The organism is Caballeronia sp. LZ062 (assembly GCF_031450785.1).
Lineage (GTDB): Bacteria > Pseudomonadota > Gammaproteobacteria > Burkholderiales > Burkholderiaceae > Caballeronia.
In genome coordinates, this window is sequence record NZ_JARTWB010000001.1 from 277,503 (window position 1) to 298,294 (window position 20,792).

At 65.5% G+C, this 20,792-nt stretch carries 19 protein-coding genes; 13 read left to right on the forward strand and 6 right to left on the reverse strand.

From position 1 onward, the window contains the following. Positions 1-175 precede the first annotated feature (175 nt). Both P9239_RS01380 and P9239_RS01385 read right to left on the reverse strand, forming a co-directional pair. The gene (locus tag P9239_RS01380; protein ID WP_309748721.1) at positions 176-634 is read right to left on the reverse strand and encodes a DUF4399 domain-containing protein; all 459 of its coding nucleotides are present in this window, start codon (positions 632-634) and stop codon (positions 176-178) included. A gap of 59 nt (positions 635-693) precedes the next feature. Then, entirely contained in the window at positions 694-1,131 is a 438-nt protein-coding gene (locus tag P9239_RS01385) for a DUF4399 domain-containing protein (RefSeq protein WP_309748722.1), read from the reverse strand. 224 nt (positions 1,132-1,355) lie between these two features. Between P9239_RS01385 and P9239_RS01390 the strand changes: the two genes are divergently transcribed. Continuing rightward, positions 1,356-3,179, forward strand: coding sequence for an SUMF1/EgtB/PvdO family nonheme iron enzyme (locus tag P9239_RS01390; RefSeq protein ID WP_309748723.1), 1,824 nt, complete (start codon positions 1,356-1,358; stop codon positions 3,177-3,179). 6 nt (positions 3,180-3,185) lie between these two features. Here P9239_RS01390 and P9239_RS01395 read toward each other — a convergent pair whose 3' ends face one another. Beyond that, entirely contained in the window at positions 3,186-5,024 is a 1,839-nt protein-coding gene (locus tag P9239_RS01395; protein ID WP_404980181.1) for a DUF3857 domain-containing transglutaminase family protein, read from the reverse strand. A gap of 188 nt (positions 5,025-5,212) precedes the next feature. On the opposite strand from P9239_RS01395, the gene P9239_RS01400 reads away from it, so the two are divergent. The 3 genes from P9239_RS01400 to P9239_RS01410 are packed head-to-tail and all read left to right on the forward strand — an operon-like array spanning position 5,213 to position 8,585. Then, a complete protein-coding gene (locus P9239_RS01400) occupies positions 5,213-6,358 on the forward strand; it encodes an HPP family protein (protein WP_309748725.1) in 1,146 nt (381 codons plus the stop codon). A 17-nt stretch (positions 6,359-6,375) separates the two neighbouring features. Then, a complete protein-coding gene (locus P9239_RS01405; RefSeq protein WP_309748726.1) occupies positions 6,376-6,786 on the forward strand; it encodes a MarR family transcriptional regulator in 411 nt (136 codons plus the stop codon). 29 nt (positions 6,787-6,815) lie between these two features. Next, positions 6,816-8,585 carry a chloride channel protein gene (locus P9239_RS01410; protein ID WP_309748727.1) on the forward strand — a complete coding sequence of 590 codons (1,770 nt, stop codon included), beginning with the start codon at positions 6,816-6,818 and terminating at the stop codon, positions 8,583-8,585. On the opposite strand, the gene P9239_RS01415 is transcribed toward P9239_RS01410, so the two are convergent. After that, the gene (locus P9239_RS01415) at positions 8,582-9,829 is read right to left on the reverse strand and encodes a glycosyltransferase family 9 protein (protein WP_309748728.1); all 1,248 of its coding nucleotides are present in this window, start codon (positions 9,827-9,829) and stop codon (positions 8,582-8,584) included. The genes P9239_RS01410 and P9239_RS01415 overlap by 4 nt on opposite strands. Before the next feature lie 89 nt (positions 9,830-9,918). Here P9239_RS01415 and P9239_RS01420 point away from each other — a divergent pair, with 89 nt between their 5' ends. The 7 genes from P9239_RS01420 (at position 9,919) to P9239_RS01450 (ending at position 14,609) form a co-directional block, all read left to right on the forward strand. Continuing rightward, positions 9,919-10,629, forward strand: coding sequence for a hypothetical protein (locus P9239_RS01420; protein WP_309748729.1), 711 nt, complete (start codon positions 9,919-9,921; stop codon positions 10,627-10,629). Positions 10,630-10,887: 258 nt separating this feature from the next. Beyond that, positions 10,888-11,241: a winged helix-turn-helix domain-containing protein gene (locus P9239_RS01425; protein ID WP_309748730.1), complete on the forward strand. Its 354-nt coding sequence runs from the start codon at positions 10,888-10,890 to the stop codon at positions 11,239-11,241. Between the two features lie 65 nt (positions 11,242-11,306). Further along, entirely contained in the window at positions 11,307-12,245 is a 939-nt protein-coding gene (locus tag P9239_RS01430) for an aldo/keto reductase (RefSeq protein WP_309748731.1), read from the forward strand. 24 nt (positions 12,246-12,269) lie between these two features. Continuing rightward, entirely contained in the window at positions 12,270-12,692 is a 423-nt protein-coding gene (locus P9239_RS01435) for a DUF1810 domain-containing protein (RefSeq protein WP_309748732.1), read from the forward strand. A gap of 57 nt (positions 12,693-12,749) precedes the next feature. Beyond that, on the forward strand, positions 12,750-12,965 hold the full coding sequence (locus tag P9239_RS01440; protein WP_309748733.1) for a DUF2945 domain-containing protein: 216 nt from the start codon (positions 12,750-12,752) through the stop codon (positions 12,963-12,965). A 118-nt stretch (positions 12,966-13,083) separates the two neighbouring features. Then, complete coding sequence (locus tag P9239_RS01445; protein ID WP_309748734.1) at positions 13,084-13,533, forward strand: PRC-barrel domain-containing protein; 450 nt, start codon at positions 13,084-13,086, stop codon at positions 13,531-13,533. Positions 13,534-13,625: 92 nt separating this feature from the next. After that, positions 13,626-14,609, forward strand: a complete 984-nt coding sequence (locus P9239_RS01450) for an MDR family oxidoreductase (RefSeq protein WP_309748735.1) — start codon at positions 13,626-13,628, stop codon at positions 14,607-14,609. Between the two features lie 144 nt (positions 14,610-14,753). Here P9239_RS01450 and P9239_RS01455 read toward each other — a convergent pair whose 3' ends face one another. Continuing rightward, the gene (locus P9239_RS01455; protein ID WP_309748736.1) at positions 14,754-16,439 is read right to left on the reverse strand and encodes a methyl-accepting chemotaxis protein; all 1,686 of its coding nucleotides are present in this window, start codon (positions 16,437-16,439) and stop codon (positions 14,754-14,756) included. 234 nt (positions 16,440-16,673) lie between these two features. Here P9239_RS01455 and P9239_RS01460 point away from each other — a divergent pair, with 234 nt between their 5' ends. Further along, positions 16,674-17,936, forward strand: a complete 1,263-nt coding sequence (locus P9239_RS01460; protein ID WP_309748737.1) for an aminotransferase class V-fold PLP-dependent enzyme — start codon at positions 16,674-16,676, stop codon at positions 17,934-17,936. Positions 17,937-18,748: 812 nt separating this feature from the next. Here P9239_RS01460 and P9239_RS01465 read toward each other — a convergent pair. Beyond that, on the reverse strand, positions 18,749-19,675 hold the full coding sequence (locus P9239_RS01465; RefSeq protein ID WP_404980182.1) for an NAD-dependent protein deacetylase: 927 nt from the start codon (positions 19,673-19,675) through the stop codon (positions 18,749-18,751). Positions 19,676-19,777: 102 nt separating this feature from the next. Between P9239_RS01465 and P9239_RS01470 the strand changes: the two genes are divergently transcribed. Next, a complete protein-coding gene (locus P9239_RS01470) occupies positions 19,778-20,788 on the forward strand; it encodes a zinc-binding alcohol dehydrogenase family protein (RefSeq protein WP_309748738.1) in 1,011 nt (336 codons plus the stop codon). The last annotated feature ends 4 nt before the right edge of the window (positions 20,789-20,792 follow it).

Below are 20,792 nucleotides of genomic sequence, written 5' to 3' on the forward strand. Positions count from 1 at the left end.
GCAATGTGTTTGCTCGGGCCGATACAATGCACGGCCTGTGCCATATTTCCGCTGATTGCCGCATTTTGTTGCCGCACAAGGCTTTGCGCTTCGTCTGCCTCGACTCTGGCTCGCGCGGCCTATCGGTTCCCAACAAACACTTCGCACTCCGACTGTTTGTTATTGGGAGACACCTTCACCTGACGTAGATCGTGATCTTCTTCGAATAGACGGGCGGGTTATGCGGAATGTGCCGGTCATCTGCAAGCAAGAGTTGAAGGGTGTGCTTACCGGGCGGCAATTCGAGCATCGTCTCTGTTTCGCCTGCGCCGTAATGCAGATGATTGCGATCAGAGGGAATCTCCTGATCCAGCGGCGGCAAGTCCGTATCGATTAGCAAATGATGGTGCCCCGTGTTCGGAAACTTGACGCCGCGCGGGGCGACGCCCATGAATCGCAAGCCGAACCACACGCGAAAAGGCTTGCCCGCCGGAAGCGTCTGACCGTCGTTGGGATAGCCAATATACGCATAAGCGTTCGCGGGCGCCGGCGTCGGCCCACCTGCCGCATGGCTTGCCGTGAACGGCGCGGCCAGCGTGGCCGCGAGCAGGATCGAACGTGCGCGCACAAGCGCGCGAGCAGTGCGTTGGTTCATGTCGTGTCCTTCTGAAAATGCGCCGGACGGTGCATGCATCAGGTGAAAGACGCCCCCGCCTATTTCATCGTGACCGTGATCTTCTTCGAATAAACAGGCGGATCGTGCGGTACATGATTCAAATCGCCCATGAGCAGTTGCAGTGTGTGCTTTCCGGGCGACAACTCGACGCGCGCATCCGTTTCGCCCGCGCCGTAGTGAAGATGATTGCGGTCCGACGGAATCTCCTGATCGAGCGGCGGCAGGTCCGCATCGATCAGCAGATGGTGATGCCCCGCGTTAGGCATGTCGATGCCCTTCGGACACACCCCCATGTTGCGCAGCCCCATGCGGACCCATAGCTTGCCGCCTGAAAGCACCGCGCCGTCCGGCGGCCAGATGATGTAAGCCTCCGCATTTGCCGGCGCGGGCGTGCGGCTACGCCCAGCGGAAAACGATGCGTCCGCGGCAAGCGCCGCAATCGAAGCGAGCGCTCCCAACACAGTTCTTCTCAGCATGTTTCGGATGCCTCTTCAAAGAAAGGCCGGTCACAGGCCAACGGTCAAACCCGGCTTTCAGATTAGGACGCAGCGACTTAAAAAGATACATGCGTGGGAGGGGATGCGGACAATGCATCCGAATACCTACTTTTAGGGGATCAAATAGAGGCTGACAGCGTGCTATCGTTGTTTGTGCTGCACGGATGCTTCTCCCTCAACGCCAGACGCAACAGGGTGGGAATATGTGGCGAACCCTCTTCATCGCAGGCATGTTCGTCGCCATGAGCGTGGCATTCGCGCAATCCGGACAGCCGCCATCCTCGGCATTCGCTCACAGCGTCGACGCAGAGCAAAGAGTCGCGCTCGTGATGGGCAATGATGCTTACGACGAGCATCCCCTCGAAAGCGCCCTGAACGATGCGAACGAGATGAGCGCGGCACTGTCGGCAATGGGCCTTAGCGTGACGCGCCGCACGAATCTAAATAGCGATGCAATGCAGCAAGCCATCGAGTCGTTCATCGACCGACTGGGTCCGCGTGATACCGCATTGATCTACTTCGCAGGACACGGCGTGCAACTGGCCGGCAATGCGCTTCTCTTGCCGATCGATGCGCGCGACACGCAATCCGCCGCTTTACTCAAGAAGGGCATCGCAGCGCAAGCTATCGCCGAACGCATGGCCCGCGCGAGGCCGCTTGCTGCGAACATCGTCGTACTCGACATGTGTCTCGACGATCCGTCGCGCCACGCTTCGGTTCAAGCGATTCATCTGCCGCCGCGCACGCTCCTTGCATTCGCAGCGCAACCCAACGCGGGCGCTGAAGAAGACGGGCGCAACGGTCGCTATACCGCGGCGCTCTTGCGCGCGTTCGCCAGAGAGAAGCAGATAACGTCGGCCTCCTTCGATCTGGCCGCCGCCGACGTTGCCCGCAACTCGCGGGGCGCGCAGCGTCCCTGGCTTGCATCGACGCTGAACGGGCCTGTCACTCTCGGACGCGCAATCGCAATCCTGCCGGCGATGGCGGAAACCGCCGATATGAATGGCGGACGAATCCGCATGCGCGGCATTCTCCCGAAGGACAGCAGCGAACAATACGAGCTCGCGTTCTGGGAGTCCATCAAGGACAGCACCTATCCGAGCGATTACGAGGCTTACCTGAAGTCTTATCCGAACGGGCGGTTCGCTGCGCTCGCGAAGGCCCGCATCGATCGGCTCAAGGCGACGGCGAGCGCTAAGCCATCCGTCGCGGCCTCGCCCGCAGCGGCTGCGATGCCCGCTAGCGCAGTCACGAGCACCCCGCAAATCACGGCCGCCAGCGTCACGCCCAAGCCGACCGGCAACGAAATCAAGGACTGCCCGCAGTGCCCGCTGCTTATCCCCGTGGTGCCCGGCACGTTCACGATGGGCAGCAACAACGACGATCCGGGCGAGAAGCCGTCGCATCGCGTGACGCTTGGGCGGCCGTTTGCCATCGGCAAATATGAAGTGACGGTCGAGCAATGGAATGCGTGCGCCGATGCGGGCGCCTGCACGCGCATCGCGCCCGACAGCAACGCGAGCGCCCCGCCGCCCGCCAATTCGCCGATGCGCAATGTCAGTTGGGACGATGCGCAGGTCTACGTGAAGTGGTTGAGTAAAGTCGGCGGCAAGCCCTATCGTTTGCCTAGCGAAGCCGAGTGGGAATTCGCCGCGCGCGGTGGCACGCAAAGCACGTTCTGGTGGGGTGATCAAATGAGCAAAGGCACGGCCGACTGCAAGGATTGCGGTGAGCCGTATCACCCGGATGCGCCGGTGCCCGTCGGTTCGTTCAAGCCCAACGGCTATGGCCTGTACGACATGAACGGCAGCGTGTGGGAATGGGTCGCCGACTGCTGGCACAGTTCATACAAAGGCGCGCCCGCCGATGGCCGCGCGTGGGACGAGCCTTCCTGTTCGGTGCGCGTGATTCGCGGCGGTTCCTGGCGCGAAGGTGCAGACTACATGCAGTCGGCTACGCGCTTCAAATACAGCGCGAGCGTGCGCCAGTCGCAAAACGGCCTTCGCGTGGCGCGCGATACGCAGTAACCGCGCTCATTGCGCCGATATCTTGACGATGATCTGTGCCTGCGTATCTCGTTCGATTCTCTTGAGCGCGGGCAGCGCCGCCACGAAATCGTCAGGCGAACACACCTGCTTGCCGAAACGGGCATCGAGCGTGCGCGATATCTGGATCACATTGCTCGCCGCGTCGAATACATAACGCGATCGATAGCGAAAGAACCCGCTCGTCAGTTCGAGATCGTCGGGGACCTCGACGACGCGCATCGTCTTCGGCAGCGCGATCTGCGATACCTCGTCATACGCGCCGCTCACGCACAAGTACGGCTGCGTGCGCGTGCGCTCCACAAGCCAGTTGCGCGTCTGCGTGGCGATGCCGCCGGACAGGCTCGTCAGCGCGGGCAACGCTGTCGTGCCGGTCGGCCAGACGACGTCGTCGAGCGTGCCGCGCAGCGTCGTCGCAAAGGGGCCGCTGGTGGCGTCGATATCGGTCGTCGTCAGCGCGCCCGCGCCGCGCAGATTCGTATAACGCAAACGGTCCGCCGCTATCTGGTCGCGCCGTTGCGCGCTTGCGAGCCGCAGATTCATGCGCTCCAGTTCCGCGCTCCATCCCGCGTCCTCGACCCAATAGGCGAACTTCGCCTCGCCTTGCGGCGCGACATCGATCTGCAGACGCGCCGTGCGCGACAACGGCTGCGTCGCGGGCGTGCGTGCGAGCGCGCCGCTATCGACGAGCAGCGTCGGCCGGTCCATATCCGCGAGCGGCAGGAAGCCGAACTCGACGCTCGACGCCGTGCTGTCCGCGTACATCGCGAAGTCCGGCAAATACGTGATGATGTGATTGATTGCGCCCGCGCCGTAACCCGGCACCGCCGGCAGCGAATACACCGATCCCAGCCCGATGAGCGCAGGCTCGTTGCGAATGCCGACTGCGCCGAGCAACGCGCCGAACAGCGCGACATGGTCCTTGCAATCGCCGTAGCGGTTCGCGAGTACATCGGTCACGCGGTGCGGCACGGCCGGACTCTGCCCGATGAACATCGCCACATAGCGGATATTGCGGCGCACCCAGTCGTACAGCGTTCGCGCCTTTGCGCGTGCGTCGGCGTCGTGCGCGGTGAGCGACTGCGCGAGCGCGCGCACGGCGGGATCGCTCGCGCTGGCATCGGCGGCGGACGCGCGATAGCTCGCCGCGAAGCTCGCGTAGTCGGGGAACGTGGAAACCATCAGCCGGTCGCCGTACTGCGCATAGCCGACGGAGCCGCTTTCGATGCGCGCGATCCGCTCCCGGCGGTAGTCGAACTCGTAGCGCGTGCGGCCGTTTTCGGTGACGGGCGCGCGCGCCACATAGCCGCGCGTATCGGCATGGAGCGGCTTCGTCGCGGGGAGATCGAAGACGAGCTGCTGGTCCAGCACCGGCCGCTGTCCCGACTCGACGTAATAGCCGAACTGGCCCGGAATGACCGGACTCGCCTGACTTTTTCGCGAATGAAGATGCACCGTCGAGCTGACGCCGACGGCCGGAAAGATCACCGCGCGCAGCTTCGCGTCCTGAAACGTCGGCGCGCCTGCGGAGCGCGGCTCCTGAATGTCGTGGATCTGCTCGGGCGACACGTCGTGGCGCGCGCCGTTTGCATCGATCGAATAGGCCTCGACGATCTCCACGTTGGACACGCTGCGGTCGTACCAGACGTAACGCTGCGCAATTTCGTCGACGCCGGCCGGCGTGTTCGCGCGCAGCACCGTGCGGTCGTCTTCCGTCACGGAGCCGTCTTCGGCCACGACGAACTCATGCACGTCGCTCACGATGGTCGATGGATCGTCGGCATCCGGCGTCGGCGCGCTCCACGCTGGCGTCGCGAGCAGGCACATCGCCAACGCGTGGTGGAATCGCATGAAGAACCGGCTCATGTTCGGCTCACGAGAAAACGCGCGAACGTTCATCGTACAGGAGCCGATGTCGCCGCGACAATTTGTATCACGTTGCGATATAATTTCACGCTTCGCCGCGCGCCCGACGCGCGATTCACTGATCCCGCTAAAAGATTCCCGCAGAAAACGTGTCGCGCACCATCCTTTTTCGCTGGCTACATGGTTTCCTTCCCGCTCCCGTCCCCCTCAAATGGACCGAACGGCTGCGCGCGGGCGCGGGCGCGCTGATCGGCATTGCGCTGACGGGCGGCATCGCGCATCTGCTCGTGGGCGACAAATCGGCGATTCCGTTCCTGATCGCGCCGATGGGCGCCTCCGCCGTGCTGCTGTTCGCCGTGCCGGCGAGTCCGCTCGCGCAGCCGTGGTCGATCATCGGCGGCAATCTCGTCTCCGCCGTCGTCGGCGTCACGTGCGCGGCGCTGATCCACGATCCGGTCGATGCCGCCGCGCTCGCCATTGCGCTCGCCATATGCGGAATGTTCGCGTTGCGCTGCGTTCACCCGCCTTCGGGCGCGGTCGCGTTGACGGCGGTGCTCGGCGGCCCGTCCATCCACGCGCTCGGCTACGGCTTCGTGCTCGCGCCCGTTGCCATCCAGTCGGCGGCGCTGCTGTGCTCGGCCATCGTGTTTCACGCGCTGACGGGGCACCGCTATCCGCACGTCGCGCAGGCTTCGCCGAAGACGCCGGACGCCACTGCGTTCACGCGCGCCGATCTCGAAGCCGTGCTCGCGCGCCGCAGCGAAATGCTCGACATCGATCCGGACGACCTGGAGGCGCTCCTGCGCGAAACGCAATTGCAGGCCTACGCGCGCCGCTTCACGGAATTCAGTTGCGCAGACATCATGTCGCGCGGCGTGGTGTCCGTGACGCCGGACACGACTGTCGAAGACGCGCTTTCGTTACTCGCGCGGCATCGCGTGAAGGCGCTGCCGGTGATCGACGCGACGCGGCGCGTGCGCGGCATCGTCACACGGGCGGACCTCGCGCCCGCGCATCGGTCGGCGCCTCGCGATGCCTTCGCGCGCGCCGTCGAGCGCATCATGCGCGGCCCGGTGCAAGCGCCGCCGCGCGTCGGCTCGCTGATGACGACCGACGTCTGCACGGTCGATTCGCGCACGGCGATCGCGGAGCTGGTGCCGATGTTCGCGGACTTCGGGCATCACCACATTCCGGTGGTCGATAACAACGAGCGCCTGCTCGGCATGATCACCGAAACGGATCTGATTGCCGGGCTGTATCGCCAGAGCTTCGCCGGCGAGCGCAAAAGCGCCTGAGCGCACGAAGAAACCGAATGAAAACCGCACGCACACTCGCCAAGCCCGACTTCGAGCAACTCTCCGAATTCCGCTATCAGATGCGCCGCTTCGAGCGGTTTTCCGAGCGCGCCGCGCAGGAAGAAGGCATCACGCCGCTGCAATATCTGTTGCTTCTGCACATCAAGGGCTTTCCGGGCCGCGCCTGGGCGACGGTCGGCGAGCTGGCCGAGCGATTGCAGTCACATCATCACGGCGTCGTGGCGCTCGTCACACGCTGCGAAGCCCTCGGGCTCGTGCGTCGCGAGCAAAGCGCCGAGGACCGGCGGCAAGTGCAGGTGCATCTCGAAGCGCGCGGCGAGCAAGTGCTCGCGCGGCTCGCGGCGCTGCATCGCGCGGAGTTGAAATCGCTGGAAGGCGCGTTTCGCGTCCCGCAAATCGATCTCTGAGTCCCGCGGAGTTTCCTGGAGTGACAGACATGAACCATCATAAACGCGACTTTTCCGTGAACGACCGGCTGCTGCGCATGTGCGGGCTGGCTGCGGTCATCGGCGGCATCAGCACGCTTGCGGCGGTCGTGCTGCTCGCGCTCATCCATCTGTTCACGAACATCTTCTTTTTCCAGACGTTTTCGATCGAAGACCGCTCGCCCGCGCTGAACACACTCGGCATCTGGGTCATCGTGATTCCGGTGATCGGCGGGCTGATCGTCGGGCTGATGGCGCGCTTCGGCTCCGAGAAGATTCGCGGCCACGGCATTCCCGAAGCGATCGAAGCAATTCTCTTCGGCAAGAGCCGCATGTCGCCGAAGGTGGCGGTGCTCAAGCCGCTGTCGTCGGGCATCGTGATCGGCAGCGGCGGGCCGTTCGGCGCGGAAGGCCCGATCATCATGACAGGCGGCGCGCTCGGCTCGCTCATCGCGCAGTGCATCGACGTGACTGCTGCCGAACGCAAGACGCTGCTCGTCGCGGGGGCGGCGGCGGGCATGACCGCCGTGTTCGGCACGCCGGTCGCGGCCGTCCTGCTCGCGGTCGAACTGCTGCTCTTCGAATGGCGGCCGCGCAGTTTCCTGCCCGTCGCGCTGGCTTGCGCCGTGGCCGGTTTCGCACGAGCGTTCGTCTTCGGCACCGGCGCGCTCTTCCCGATGCAGACCGAGCCGCCGCACATGATTTCGCTGTTGTCGTGCCTCGTCGCGGGGCTGTTGTCGGGTGCCCTCGCCTCGGGGCTCTCCGCGGCGCTGTACAAGCTGGAAGATGCGTTCGGCAAGCTGCCGCTGCACTGGATGTGGTGGCCGGCCATCGGCGGCGTCGTGGTCGGCATCGGCGGATTCATGGAGCCGCGCGCATTGGGCGTCGGCTATGACGTGATCGGCGATCTGTTGCACCAGCACATCGCTATTCAGGCCGCGCTCGCCATTCTGGCCGTGAAGGCGGTAATTTGGGTCGTTGCGCTGGCTTCGGGTACGTCGGGCGGCGTGCTCGCGCCGCTTTTGATGCTCGGCGCGGGACTCGGCACCGTGCTCGGCGCGGTCCTGCCGGGCCACGACACCGCGCTCTGGCCGCTCGTGTGCATGGCCGCGACGCTCGGCGCGACATTGGGCGCGCCGCTCACGGCCATCGTCTTCGCGTTCGGCCTCACGCACGACAGCAATGCGCTGCTGCCACTGCTGGCCGCGACGCTCGTCGCGCACGGCTTCGCGACCGTGGTCATGCGCCGCTCGATCATGACGGAGAAGATCGCGCGGCGCGGTTATCACATCTATCGCGAATACGGCGTGGACCCGCTGGAGCGTCATCACGTGGATGAAGTGATGACGCGCGATGTCAGCACCGTCGACGCCGCCACGCCGCTCGCCGATGTGCTCGCGCGGCATTTCGGGCCGCAGCAGGCGCACCGCGCGTATCCGGTCGTGCGCGACGGCGCGCTCGTCGGCATGCTGGATCGCGCGGGACTGGCGGCGTTCGCGGGGACGTCGCAAGCCGGCACCATCGGCGAGGCGCTCGCGCGACAAAGCGATGCCGCGCCCGTGGTCGCGCTGCCCGGCGAACCGTGCCGTCTCGCCGCGACGCGCCTTGCCGTGCATGAACTGGAACGCTTGCCGGTCGTGACGGACAAGGAATCGATGCGGCTCGTCGGCATCGTCTCGCGCAGCGATCTCGTGAAGCCGGCGCGCGCGCATTTCGACGAAGAGCACCGGCGCGAACGCTTTCGCGGCTTTCGGCGCACTCAGGCGTTGCGCAAGCCTTAAGCGCGCTTCAACGACGCGAATCGCGCCAGGTCCGTCCGCAAATCCGCCAGCGGATGCGACCAGTCGCCGAGTTGCGTCTGGCGGTAAAGACGCATGGACGGGTACCACGGCGTGAATCGCCTGCAGTCGTACCAGCGGCAATCGCACGCCTGCGCGAGCAGCACCCATACCGGACGATTCAGCGCGGCGGCAAGATGCGCCGGACCGCTGTCGATCGAAATGATGAGGTCGAGCGACTCGAAAGCGCGCCCGGTGTCGCCGAACGTGTGCAGATTCGGCGCCATGTCGCTTACACCGTGCGCCTGCATCAGCGCGCGCTCCGCCTCGCTCGATTCGCCGACTTGCAGCGAAAAGAAATCGCACGTTGCATCGGCGAGCACGGCGGCAAGCTCGTGCAGTGGCATCGACCGGTACGGCTCGTGTCGCGCACTGCTCCCGCTGCGCCAGATCAGGCCGACTTTGGGTCGCGGACCGTGCGCGTTCAACAGCGCGCTCGCCTCGCGCGGCAAGGCCTTCGCGGTTTCGAGGCCGATCAGCGCCGCCGGATTCTCCTGCGGCGCGTAAGGCGACGACTGATAGCGCGCCCACAGATGGAACACGGTGGCGATGCGGTCGCAGCGTTGCGCTTCTTCGGCGCGCGCCTCGGCCGTCGGTACAGCGTGACGAACGCGCTCTCGCGGGCGCACGGCATCGCGCCAGAAGTCGAACAGTTCAATCACGACCTCACGCGCGCCCTCTCGCAGCAGGACGTCGACATAGCGCGAAAAGAGCACGAAATCGCCGAACCCGCCTTCGGCGATGAGCAGGATCGACTTGCCGGCGACCGGCTCGTCCATGCCGAGCATCTTCGGCTTCAGTCTCTCGAACCACGCGCCGTCGCCTGCGAATAGCGTGTCGAGGAGCGCCTCGGCGCGCCCGATCCCGCGATCGGCCCGATGCAGTTCGTGCGCTTCGCGATATTTGCCGAGGCTCAATAGCGTCATGAGCAGCTCCTCGGTGAGCTGGAAGCGGAACACGTCGGGCAACGGATCGAGAAGGCCGCGCCTCAGCCACGGCTCCGCTTCCGCGAACATGCCGAGATAGCTCATGTCGATGCCAATCTGCCCCGCCCAGACGCCGCCGGCATCGCGCAACGCGGCAATGCGGCGCAGCATCGCCTGCGCTTCCGCTGCGCGGCCCGCCATGCGCAAAGCGCGAACCGTGTCGATGCTGGGCGGTATTTGATCGTCGGATTGAATGGGCATTGCCGAAACGAGGCGGAGAGACGGCGCAGGATACTAATAGCACGCACGTCGTCCTATGTAATAAAGCGTGCGCATTCAATCATAGGCGCATGACTCCCGGATTCGATCGCGAGACTGAAAATTGTTGTATCGGATTTGCGCGTCTATTTGCCGCGAGCATTTGCGCAATGCGACAATCGCCGCCGCCGCGTGCTAGAGTCTCGCCGCGTCAGCGCCTCACGGTTCTAATTACTATGAATTATCTGCGTCAACGCGGCCCGATTATCGCGGGCACCGCCGCGCTCTTTCTCATCACACTTGTCGCAAACGAACTGCTGTTTCCGCATTCGGAATACGTTCCGGGCGCCAACTGGATATATTTGCCCGCCGGGATGCGTCTGCTTTGCACGCTGCTTTTTGGTGAGGCCGGCGCAATAGGCATGTTATGCGCCGCCTGGGTCAGTTGCGTCTTTCTGTATTTTCCGGACGATCCAGTGCGTTCCCTTTTCTACGGCACGATTTCCGCACTCGCGCCTTATCTCATTTATCTGTTCGCGACGGGTGTGCTCGGATTACGCACGTCGCTATCGAATCTGACGGCGAAGCGTCTGCTTTTGCTCATTCTTCTTTATTCGATTGCCAGTCCCGCGCTCCATCAAATCTGGCTCGCGATGCATGGCGAAGCTGCGGGCGCGGCCCGGCGCTTCGTGGTCATGGTCGTCGGAGATCTGAGCGGCAGTCTGATTATGATCTACACGATCAAACTGATGTTATGGCTGATGGTAACGGTTGCGCCGTTGCGGCGGCGCCTCGGCGATTGACTCATCGCTCAAATAAAAACGCCGCCTAGCTCATTGCCAGGCGGCGCCTATTTCACCGCTTTTCTCATCTTCTCTCAGGTTCTCGCGCAAGCAATCGGCCATCTCTCAGTAACCTGTTGCCAACTCGATTGCTTCGCATGATAGCAGTTGCTTATCAGCTTGATAAGTGATTTTGTGTTCCGAACGTCAGACCCGACCGAGTATGATCCACTGCATCACCCTGCCACTTTCCTTGGGCGCTCAAGCAAGCGCATGACAATGACGAAAAAACATCTCGTCGACGCTTACTTCCGCTTCCTGAATCTCGCGCAGGCGGTTCAGGCCTTGCCCTCCGTGCCGAAGCTGGACGCGGCCGAAGAACGGCTGCTCGAAGCCCTCACGGCGGCCTGGCACGCGGGCCGCACGCTGACGGTGACGGAAACCATGGCGCTGTCGGCGGCCGGCGCGCCGGCAACCGTGCACCGCAAGCTGACGCGCCTCAAACAGCAAGGTCTCGTCACGCTCGACGATACCGGCGCGGACATGCGCACGAAGTCCGTCGTGCCGACCCCGAAGGCGCTCGCCTACTTCGAGAAGCTCGCTGCCTGTCTCGAAGAAGCCAAGAAGAAGTAGCGCACACCCTGCCGGCGCGCGGTTTAATCTGTGGCTCCTTGCCAACCAAAGCAGGAGCCGGATCCATGAGGCCTCCCAAGACGTGGCGCACGCCGGGCCGGCGCGACTTTTTGCTTGCGTCCGCCGCCGCTCTGCTGACCGTGCCCGCCGCTCGCGCATGGGCTGCGGACGCGCCCATCGAACCGATGCATAAGCGCCGGATTCCCTCGACCGGCGAAGCGTTGCCGGTCGTCGGATGCGGCACATGGCGCACTTTCGACGTCGGCGACGACGCCGCGCGCCGGCGTGAACTCGCCGAGGTGCTCCGCGTTCTGTTCGCGGCGGGCGGATCGGTGATCGATTCGTCGCCGATGTACGGCACGTCCGAAGCAGTCGCTGGCGCGCTGCTCACCGAATTGCATGCGCGCGACAAGGCGTTCATCGCGACCAAGGTCTGGACGGAAGGCCGCGAGGAAGGCATTGCGCAGATGCAACAGTCGATGCAGCGCCTCGCCGCGCCCCGCATCGACCTCATGCAAATCCACAATCTGCTCGACTGGCGCACCCAGCTTGCCACCCTGCGCGACTGGAAAGCCGCCGGGCGCGTGCGCTATATCGGCATCACGCATTACACGTCGAGCGCGTTCGGCCAGGTCGAAGCCGTCTTGCGCGCCGAGCGCGTCGACTTCGTGCAGATCAATTACGCCGCCAACGACCGCGACGCCGAAGCGCGCCTGCTGCCGCTCGCGGCCGACCGCGGCGTCGCCGTGATCGTCAATCAGCCGTTCGGCGGCGGGTCGCTCTTGGCCGAGTTGCGCGGCAGGCCGCTGCCGCCTTTTGCGGCGGAACTCGGCTGCACCAGTTGGGCACAGCTTCTGCTGAAGTTCGTGCTGGGCAATCCGGCGGTCACGTGCGTCATTCCGGGCACGGGCCGCCGCGAGTACATGGTCGACAACGTTCACGCGGGCATCGGCGTCTATCCGGATGCGGCGCTGAGACGGCGTATCGAGGAAGCCGTCGCGTGATGGTTCAAGGGAGAGAAACACTCGATGGGCGATCCGTTCAACCTGCAACGCTTCGTGAGTGCGCAGGAAAGCGTCATCGATGAAGTGCGCGCCGAGCTGTCCGCCGGCCGCAAGCGTACGCACTGGATGTGGTTCGTGTTCCCGCAGATCGCGGGGCTCGGCCATAGCCCCATGGCGCAGCGTTACGCGATCCAGTCGCTCGCCGAAGCGCAGGCGTATCTCGCGCATCCGGTGCTGGGCGCACGGCTCGTCGAGCTGACGCGCACCGTCAACGGCGTCGAGGGCCGCAGCATCGAGGACATTTTCGGGTATCCGGACCACATGAAATTCCATTCGTCGATGACGCTTTTCGCGCGCGCCGCGCCCGACGAGCCGATCTTCGACGAAACGCTGCGCCGTCACTTCGACGGCCGCCCCGACGAAGCGACGCTCATGCGCCTGCGCTGATTCGCCGACTGGCATGGGCGTTGCACGTTCGACGCGCACATTCAACCGGAGTCCGACATGAGCCGATCGCTGAAAGTTCACGACCACGTGAGCTGGAATACGCCGCAGGGCGAGACCACGGGCCGCGTGGTGCGCGTCATTTCCGAGCGCACGACGCTCGACGGGCACACGGTCAACGCGTCGAAAGACGATCCGCATTACGAAGTCGAGAGCGACAAGAGCGGCAAGCGCGCCGTCCACAAGGGCAGCGCGCTCAAACCCGTTTCGCACTGAGCGGCGGACAAAGCCACGACACGATTCATGCAAAAGCCGCGGTAAACGGTCAAACTGCTAGCGCGCCGCCATGGCGCGCTTCGCCGGACCATCCTGCCAAATCTTTTGAGGAATCGATATGAACTTGAAATTCGTGGCACTGCTCTGCGCTTCTTCGGCCATCGGCCTTGCTTCCACGCTTGCTTCCACGTCTTCGTTCGCGCAGGTCGCGGGCGCGCAGCCGCTCGGCGTCTCCGTTCAGGTCTCGACCGCGATCATCGACGGGTGGAGCGTGAAAAAGTCGATTCTGAACAAACCCGTCGTCAACGACGACGGCAAACGCGTCGGCGTGATCCACGACATCATCATCGCGCCCGACCGTTCGGTCTCGTTCGCGATCATCGCGGCGAATCAGTTCCTTGGCGTGTCGCACCACGACGTCGCCATCCCGATCGAGCAGATCGACGTAAAGGACGGCAAGCTGGTGCTGCCGGGCGCGACCAAGGACGCGATCAAGGCGCTGCCGGAATTCCAGTACTCGAAGGTGAAGGCCACGCCGGTGGCGCGCGACCAGTTCGAACATCACTGACCGGTTCAACGGAGCGATGCAGCGCGCGTTCGCCGCTGTGTCGCACGTATCGGCGCACGTATCGGCGCTCATCTCACGCTCAACGGAAAGCTATGTTCAACGCGCTGCTGCTCGACAAACAGGACGACCGCACGGTGGCGTCCATTCAGTCAATCGACGAGTCGCGTCTGCCTGCGGGCGACGTGCTCGTGCGCATCGAATACTCGACGCTCAATTACAAGGACGCGCTCGCGATCACGGGCAAGGGCCCCGTCGTGCGCAGCTTTCCGATGGTGCCCGGCATCGACTTCGCGGGCGTCGTCGAGGAGAGCACGCACGCGGACTATCGGCCGGGCGACCTCGTCGTGATGAACGGCTGGGGCGCGGGCGAAACGCATTGGGGCGGCCTTGCCCAGAAAGCGCGCGTGCCGGGCGGGCATCTGATTCCGCTGCCCGCCGGCATCACGACGCGTCAGGCGATGGCCGTCGGCACGGCCGGCTACACGGCGATGCTTTGCGTGCAGGCGCTCGCGCAACGCGGCGTCGCGCCCGGCCAGGGCGATGTGCTCGTGACCGGCGCTAACGGCGGCGTCGGCAGCTTCGCAGTGGCGATTCTCGCGAAGCGCGGCTATCGCGTGATCGCATCGACCGGACGGCCCGAGGAAGCGGCGCGGCTGCGTGAGCTCGGCGCGGCGGATGTCATCGACCGGAACACGCTGTCTGCCGCAGGCAAGCCGCTGCAGAAAGAGCGCTTCGCGGCGGCGGTGGACTGCGTCGGCAGTCACACGCTCGCCAACGTCTGCGCGAGCTTGCGATACGGCGGCGCGGTCGCCGCGTGCGGGCTTGCGCAGGGCATGGATTTTCCAGCGACGGTGGCGCCGTTCATTCTGCGCGGCGTGGCGCTGCTCGGCGTCGACAGCGTCTACGTGCCGCGAGAGCGGCGCGTCGCGGCGTGGAACGCGATCGCCGACGACGTGCCGGTAGCCACCATTGAGCGCGTGGCAAGCACGATTTCGCTCGCCGACGCGCCGCAGACCGCTGCGAGCCTGCTGCGCGGAGAGATCAAAGGGCGTGTCATCGTCGATGTGAATGCGTGATGGCGTGATGGCGGCGGCCCGGGTTGGCGCGATGCTATCCGCTCGCTCGCCACGCGCCGGCGGGCTTCGCGGCGCCTTTCGCGTGACAACCGGTCCTCTAAACGCCCAAACACAGCGGACGGATCAGCACGCGTCACGCTCCGCTCAAAACGCGCTCCACCCATTCGCATCCGTAGCCGCGCTCGCCGCTTCCCTACGCACCGGCGCGCTTCGCGGCGCCTTGCGCGCGACCAGCCGCGCGGGCGACTCCGCCGCGAACGCGGATGCGCCCGCTTCGACGGTGAAGAACGCCATCACCTCGTTCAGCTTGCGCCCCTGCTCTTCGAGCGCCTGCGACGCGGCCGCCGCCTCCTCCACCAGCGACGCGTTCTGCTGCGTCACTTCGTCCATCTGCGTGATCGCCTGATTGATCTGCTCGATGCCGCGTCCCTGCTCCGTCGACGCCGCCGCGATTTCTTCCATGATGTCGGTCACGCGTGCGACAGCCTGCGTCACTTCGATCATCGTCGAACCGGCTTCGCCTGCGAGCGCCGAGCCGTCGCGCACCTTGTCGGCCGAATCGGCGATCAGTTCCTTGATTTCCTTGGCCGCCGTCGAAGACCGCTGCGCCAGGCTGCGCACCTCCGTTGCGACGACCGCGAAGCCGCGTCCCTGCTCGCCCGCGCGCGCCGCCTCGACGGCGGCATTCAACGCAAGAATGTTCGTCTGAAACGCAATGCCTTCGATCATGCCGGTGATATCCGCGATCCGCGCTGAACTGTCGCTGATCCCCTGCATCGTCGATACGACGCGGCCGACGACATCGTTGCCCTTGCGCGCGACCTCCGAAGCGTTCGACGCCAGCGTGCTCGCCTGCTGCGCGTTGTCCGCGTTCTGGCGCACCGTGGACGTCAGCTGCTCCATGCTCGCCGCCGTCTCCTGCAGCGATGCCGCCTGCTCTTCGGTGCGCTGGCTCAAGTCAGTGTTGCCGGTCGCGAGTTCCCTCGCCGCGCCGCCGACCGCACCGCCGCTTTCGCGCACGCGGCTCACGGTTTCCGTCAGACGCGCGTTCATCTGGGCGAGCGCGCGCAGCAGATCGCCGGTTTCGTCCTTGGTCTCGGCGACGATCCTGCTGCGCAGATCACCGCGCGCCACGGTCTGTGCGATGCCGACCGCCTCGGCAATCGGCGCGGTAATCGACCGCGTGACCGCGATGCCCGCGGCCACGGCAAAGAGCCCGCCGAATACGCACAACGCGAGCAGCACGTTGCGCTGCATCAGATAGTTCGCCTCGAATTCGCGCACCATCTCGTCGCGGCGCACGTTGGTGTAAGTCGCGTAGTCGTCGGTGGCCTTGACGAGGCGCGCGAGCAGCGGCCGGCATTCGTCGTCCAGCTTGACGATGGCTTCATCGTGCCGGCCCGCGAGCGTGAGCGCCTCGATGGCCGTCGCTACCGGTCCGTAGAGCGCCTCGACGCTCGTCATCTCGCCGACGAGGCTACGCGCCTTATCGCTCGTATCGGACGCGGACGCCATCATGTCCTGCAACTGTTTGAGCCGCGCCTGCACGTCCTGGTGCGCGCGCTCGACGGCCGCTTTCTCCATTTCGAGGTCGGCGGGTTTCGTGACGAGCACCAGGTTGCGCGCGGCGATGGCGCGGCGGTCCACGGCGGCGCGGATCTGCGCGGCCACGTCGGCGCGCGCGTTGATGCCGTGGACATAATGCGCGAAGCCGTCCGTGGCGACGGACAGCGCACGCAGCGACATGCCCGCGACCAGCACGAGCAGCACGGCGAGCAAACCGAAGCCGGCAATCAGCTTGTTCTTGATGGTGATATTGCGAAGGTTCACGCTTTGGCTCTCTCAGATCCGAAAAAACGGAGTTTGGTTAAGGCTTCACGCTCTTCGGCGCGAAAGAAAGCGCGCGCGAACGTTTGCAGTCGGCGCGGCGCGGCTCTCTGAGTCAAATTACGGCGCAGGAAGCGCAAGTCTGAAGGGCTGGAGCGGCGCATTGTCGATATTCCGTTCATCGCATGTGGGCGCCGCGATCGGCGATACTGACGCCTTTGCCCGTCTTCTTCGCCCATGACCGATCCGCTCGACGTTCGCACGCCCGAATTCGACGCCGCCCTGCGCGCGCTGCCCGCCACGCCCGCCCCGTCGCCCGCCCTCGGCACCGACGAGACGTACTGGGACGCCGTGCGCGGGTTGTATCGGCAGACGGATGCCGTCGTCAATCTGGAGAACGGCTACTGGGGCGCAATGGCCGAGCCGGTGAAGTCAGTGTTTCATCACTGGATCGACCGCGTAAATGACGAGACGACGACGCTCGTGCGCCCGCACTGGCCCGGCATCCACGACGGCCTGCGCGAGCGCGTCGCGGCGGCGATGGGTTGCGGCGTCGAGGAAATCGAACTGACGCGCAACGCGACGGAGGCGCTGCTCGCGCTCATCAGCGGCTACAACCGCCTCTCGCCGGGCGACACGGTGCTCTACAGCGACCTCGACTACCCGTGCGGAAAGGACGCGATGGAATGGCTGCGCGAGCGGCGCGGCGTCACGCCGGTACGGATCACGATTCCCGAGCCGCACGGGCAGGAGCACTTCCGCCGCACGGTCGTCCGAACGTATGCGCAAGCGCTGCGCACGCACCCGCGCACGCGGCTCGTGCTGCTTTCGCACGTCTGCTTCGCGACCGGCCTCGTGATGCCCGTCGCCGAACTGGCGGCGCTGGCGCGAGAGGCCGGGGCCGACGTGATCGCCGATGCCGCGCATTCCTGGGGCGCGCTCGACTTCGATGTGCCGACCCTGGACGTGCCGTTCGCCGCGCTGAATCTGCATAAGTGGATCGGCGCGCCGCTCGGCTGCGGCGCAATCTATATCCGCCGCGGACACCTCGCCGCCGTCGATCCGTATCTCGGCGACCGCACGTGGCCCGCCGACGACATTCGTTCGCGCGTGCATACCGGCTCGCCGAACTTCGCGGCGTGGCTCACGGTGCCGGCGGCGCTGGAGTTGCACGGGCGCATCGGCCCGCATACGAAGGAAGCGCGTCTTCGCGCGCTGCGGGATGCGTGGGTGAAGCCGGCGCGCGCGCTGCCGGGCGTGCGCATCATGACGCCCGACGATCCGTCGATGACCACGGGCATCACCGCTTTCCGGCTCGACGGCCGCAGCGCCCGCGCCACCTGCGACGCGCTTCGCGAGCGCTTCGGCCTCTTCACCGTGACGCGGCCCGGTCCGGATGCGGGCGACGTGGTGCGCGTGACGCCCGCGCTGTTCTCGCGGATGTCGGATGTCGAGCGGTTGGCCGAGGCGCTCGGCGTGTTGTCGCGGGAAGCGGGTTAGGCGGGAGCGCGCTTTGGTCGCGCAGCGCATTGATGCGCGGCGCTTCCAAGGCGCGTGGGCGAGAGCGCTGCCCCCCGGCTGGCGTTCAGCCGCGCGATGAGATCGGCTAGCGCATCGCTGGATGGCACTTGCGCGTTGGGTGCGAGCATTGAGGCGCGCGATCAGATGGCCCCGCTTCTCTACCAAGGCGTTGGGCTTTCATTGCGGGACACAGCTAGGCAGCGGCGCCGCCGCCGTCGACGGGTCGCGCGCACGGCTTGCCCACGGTCCTTGAGCACTGCGCATCGGTCTTCAGCGGAAGGAGCGGCCGCGTGAACACGCTCCCCGGACGGGCCTTCGTTGGCCACTCGCATCGAGGCGCGACCAGTTCGCCGCGCTTCTCTACCGAGGCGTTGGGCGTTCATTGCGGGACACAGCTAGGCAGCGGCGCCGTCGCCGCCGCCGTCGACGGGCTGCGCGGACGGTTTGCCCACGGTCTTTGAGCACTGCGCATCGGTTTTCAGCGGAAAAGCGGCCGCGCGGACACGCTCGCCGGACGGGCCTTCGTCGCCCACTCGCATCGAGGCGCGACCAGTTTGCCGCGCTTCTCTACCAAGGCGTTGGGCGTTCATTGCGGGACACAGCTAGGCAGCGGCGCCGTCGCCGCCGCCGTCGATGGGCCGCGCGGTCGGTTTGCCCACGGTCTTTGAGCACTGCGCATCGGTCTTCAGCGGAAGGAGCGGCCTCGCGGGCACGCGTTCGCGTTGCACGAAGCCCGATCAATCCGATCAGTCCCGCCGAGCACGCCGCTTCCGCCCACGCGCGCAAGCGATCTACGCGGAAGCGCCTTCCCCGCCGACAGAGCGCGCATCCAGCCGCGCGATCAACTCCTCCAGCGCCTCCGAGCACGGCGCTTCCACTTTCAGCGAGAGCAGCGCATCGGCGCGCGTCTTGCCGATGTTGATCGCCGCAATCGGTTTGCCGCTTTTCGCGGCCCACTCGCAAAAGCGGTAGCCGGAATAGACCATCAGCGACGAGCCGATCACGAGCATCGCGTCCGCGCCGTCGAGTGCGCTCGCCGCGTCCTGCACGATCTCGCGCGGCACGCCCTCGCCGAAGAACACCACGTCCGGCTTCAGCAGGCCGCCGCAACGAGTGCAGCCGGGCACGTCGAACGCGCCGAAATCCAGGTCTTCGATCAGCGCGTCGCCGTCCGGCACGGCAGGCGCCGTGTAGCCGGCGAAATCGGGATTGGCCGCTTCTAGAAGGCGTTGCACGTCCGCACGTTCATGCCGCGCGCCGCAGTCCATGCAGCGCACGCGGCCAAGGTTGCCGTGCAGTTCGATCACGTCCGGGTTCCCGGCGCGCGTGTGCAGTCCATCGACGTTTTGCGTCACCAGCCGATGCACGCGCGAGCGCGCGGCCAGCGCCCGAACCGCGTGATGCGCCGCGTTGGGCTGCGCGCTCGCCACCACCGGCCAGCCGATGAGGCTACGCGCCCAGTAACGCCGCCGCGCATAATCGGAACCGAGGAACTCTTTGAGCAGAATCGGCGCTCGGCCTGTGCGCTGGCCCTCACGATCGCGATAGCAGGGAATGCCGGACTCGGTGCTGATGCCCGCGCCGGAAAGTACGAAGAGCCGCGGATGCCGCTCGACAAAGTCATAAAGTGAAAGCACGTGCCGTCCTTGGGTTGCCTGAAACGCGCGGTAATTTGCCGGCGCGGTATCGTCAAAATATAAGGCGAAACGCCTGCCGATGCACCGGCCTTACCACTTCCTCCATTCTTGAATTGGCTTGACCAAAACGCCCGGCGCCGATAGATTGATGCGCTGCCCCACATCATTCCAACGAGAGACACGATGCTGACCGTCATCTGCGAAACCCCCGGCACCCTGAAGGCCGAAGAACGCGCCAAGCCGCAGCGCGCCGAGAACGAAGTGCTGCTGCGCGTGAAGCGCGTCGGCGTGTGCGGCACGGACTTGCACATCTTCACGGGGAATCAGCCGTATCTGTCGTATCCGCGCGTGATGGGCCACGAATTGTCCGGCGTGATCGAAGAAGCCGACGCAGCCAGCGGTCTCAAAGCGGGCGATACCGTCTACGTGATGCCGTATCTGTCGTGCGGCAAGTGCATTGCGTGCCGTCAGGGCAAGACCAACTGCTGCGTCAACATTCAGGTGCTGGGCGTGCACCGCGACGGCGCGTTTACGGAATATCTGAACTTGCCCGCGCAGTTCGTCCACAAGGCGGAAGGCGTCACGCTCGATCAGGCCGCCATGGTCGAATTCCTCGCGATCGGCGCGCACGCCGTGCGCCGCGCGGACGTGCAGCCGGGCCAGCGCGTGCTGGTGGTCGGCGCCGGGCCGATCGGCATGGCGGCGATCACGTTCTCCCGGCTGCGCGGCGCGAACGTGACGGCGCTCGACACGCGCGCGGACCGTCTCGCCTTTTGCAAGCGCGAACTGAAGGCGGACGCGACCGTGCAGATCGGCGAGCGCGACAAGGAAGAACTGTCGCAGCTGACGAATGGTGAATTCTTCAACGTGGTGTTCGACGCGACCGGCAATTCCCGCGCGATGGAGCGCGGCTTCGAGTTCATCGCGCATGGCGGCAAGTACGTGCTCGTGTCCATCGTGCCGGATCGCATCTCGTTCGCGGACCCGGAGTTTCACAAGCGCGAAGCGACGCTGCTCGCAAGCCGCAACGCGACGCCCGAGGACTTCGAGACGGTGCTGGCCGCCATGCGCCGCGGCGACGTGCCGACCGATGCGCTGAACACGCATCGCATGACGCTCAACGACGTGCCCGAGCAGTTCTCGTCGCTGCTGGATCCGAAGGCGGGCGTCGTGAAGGCGATCGTCGAGTGCTGAAACG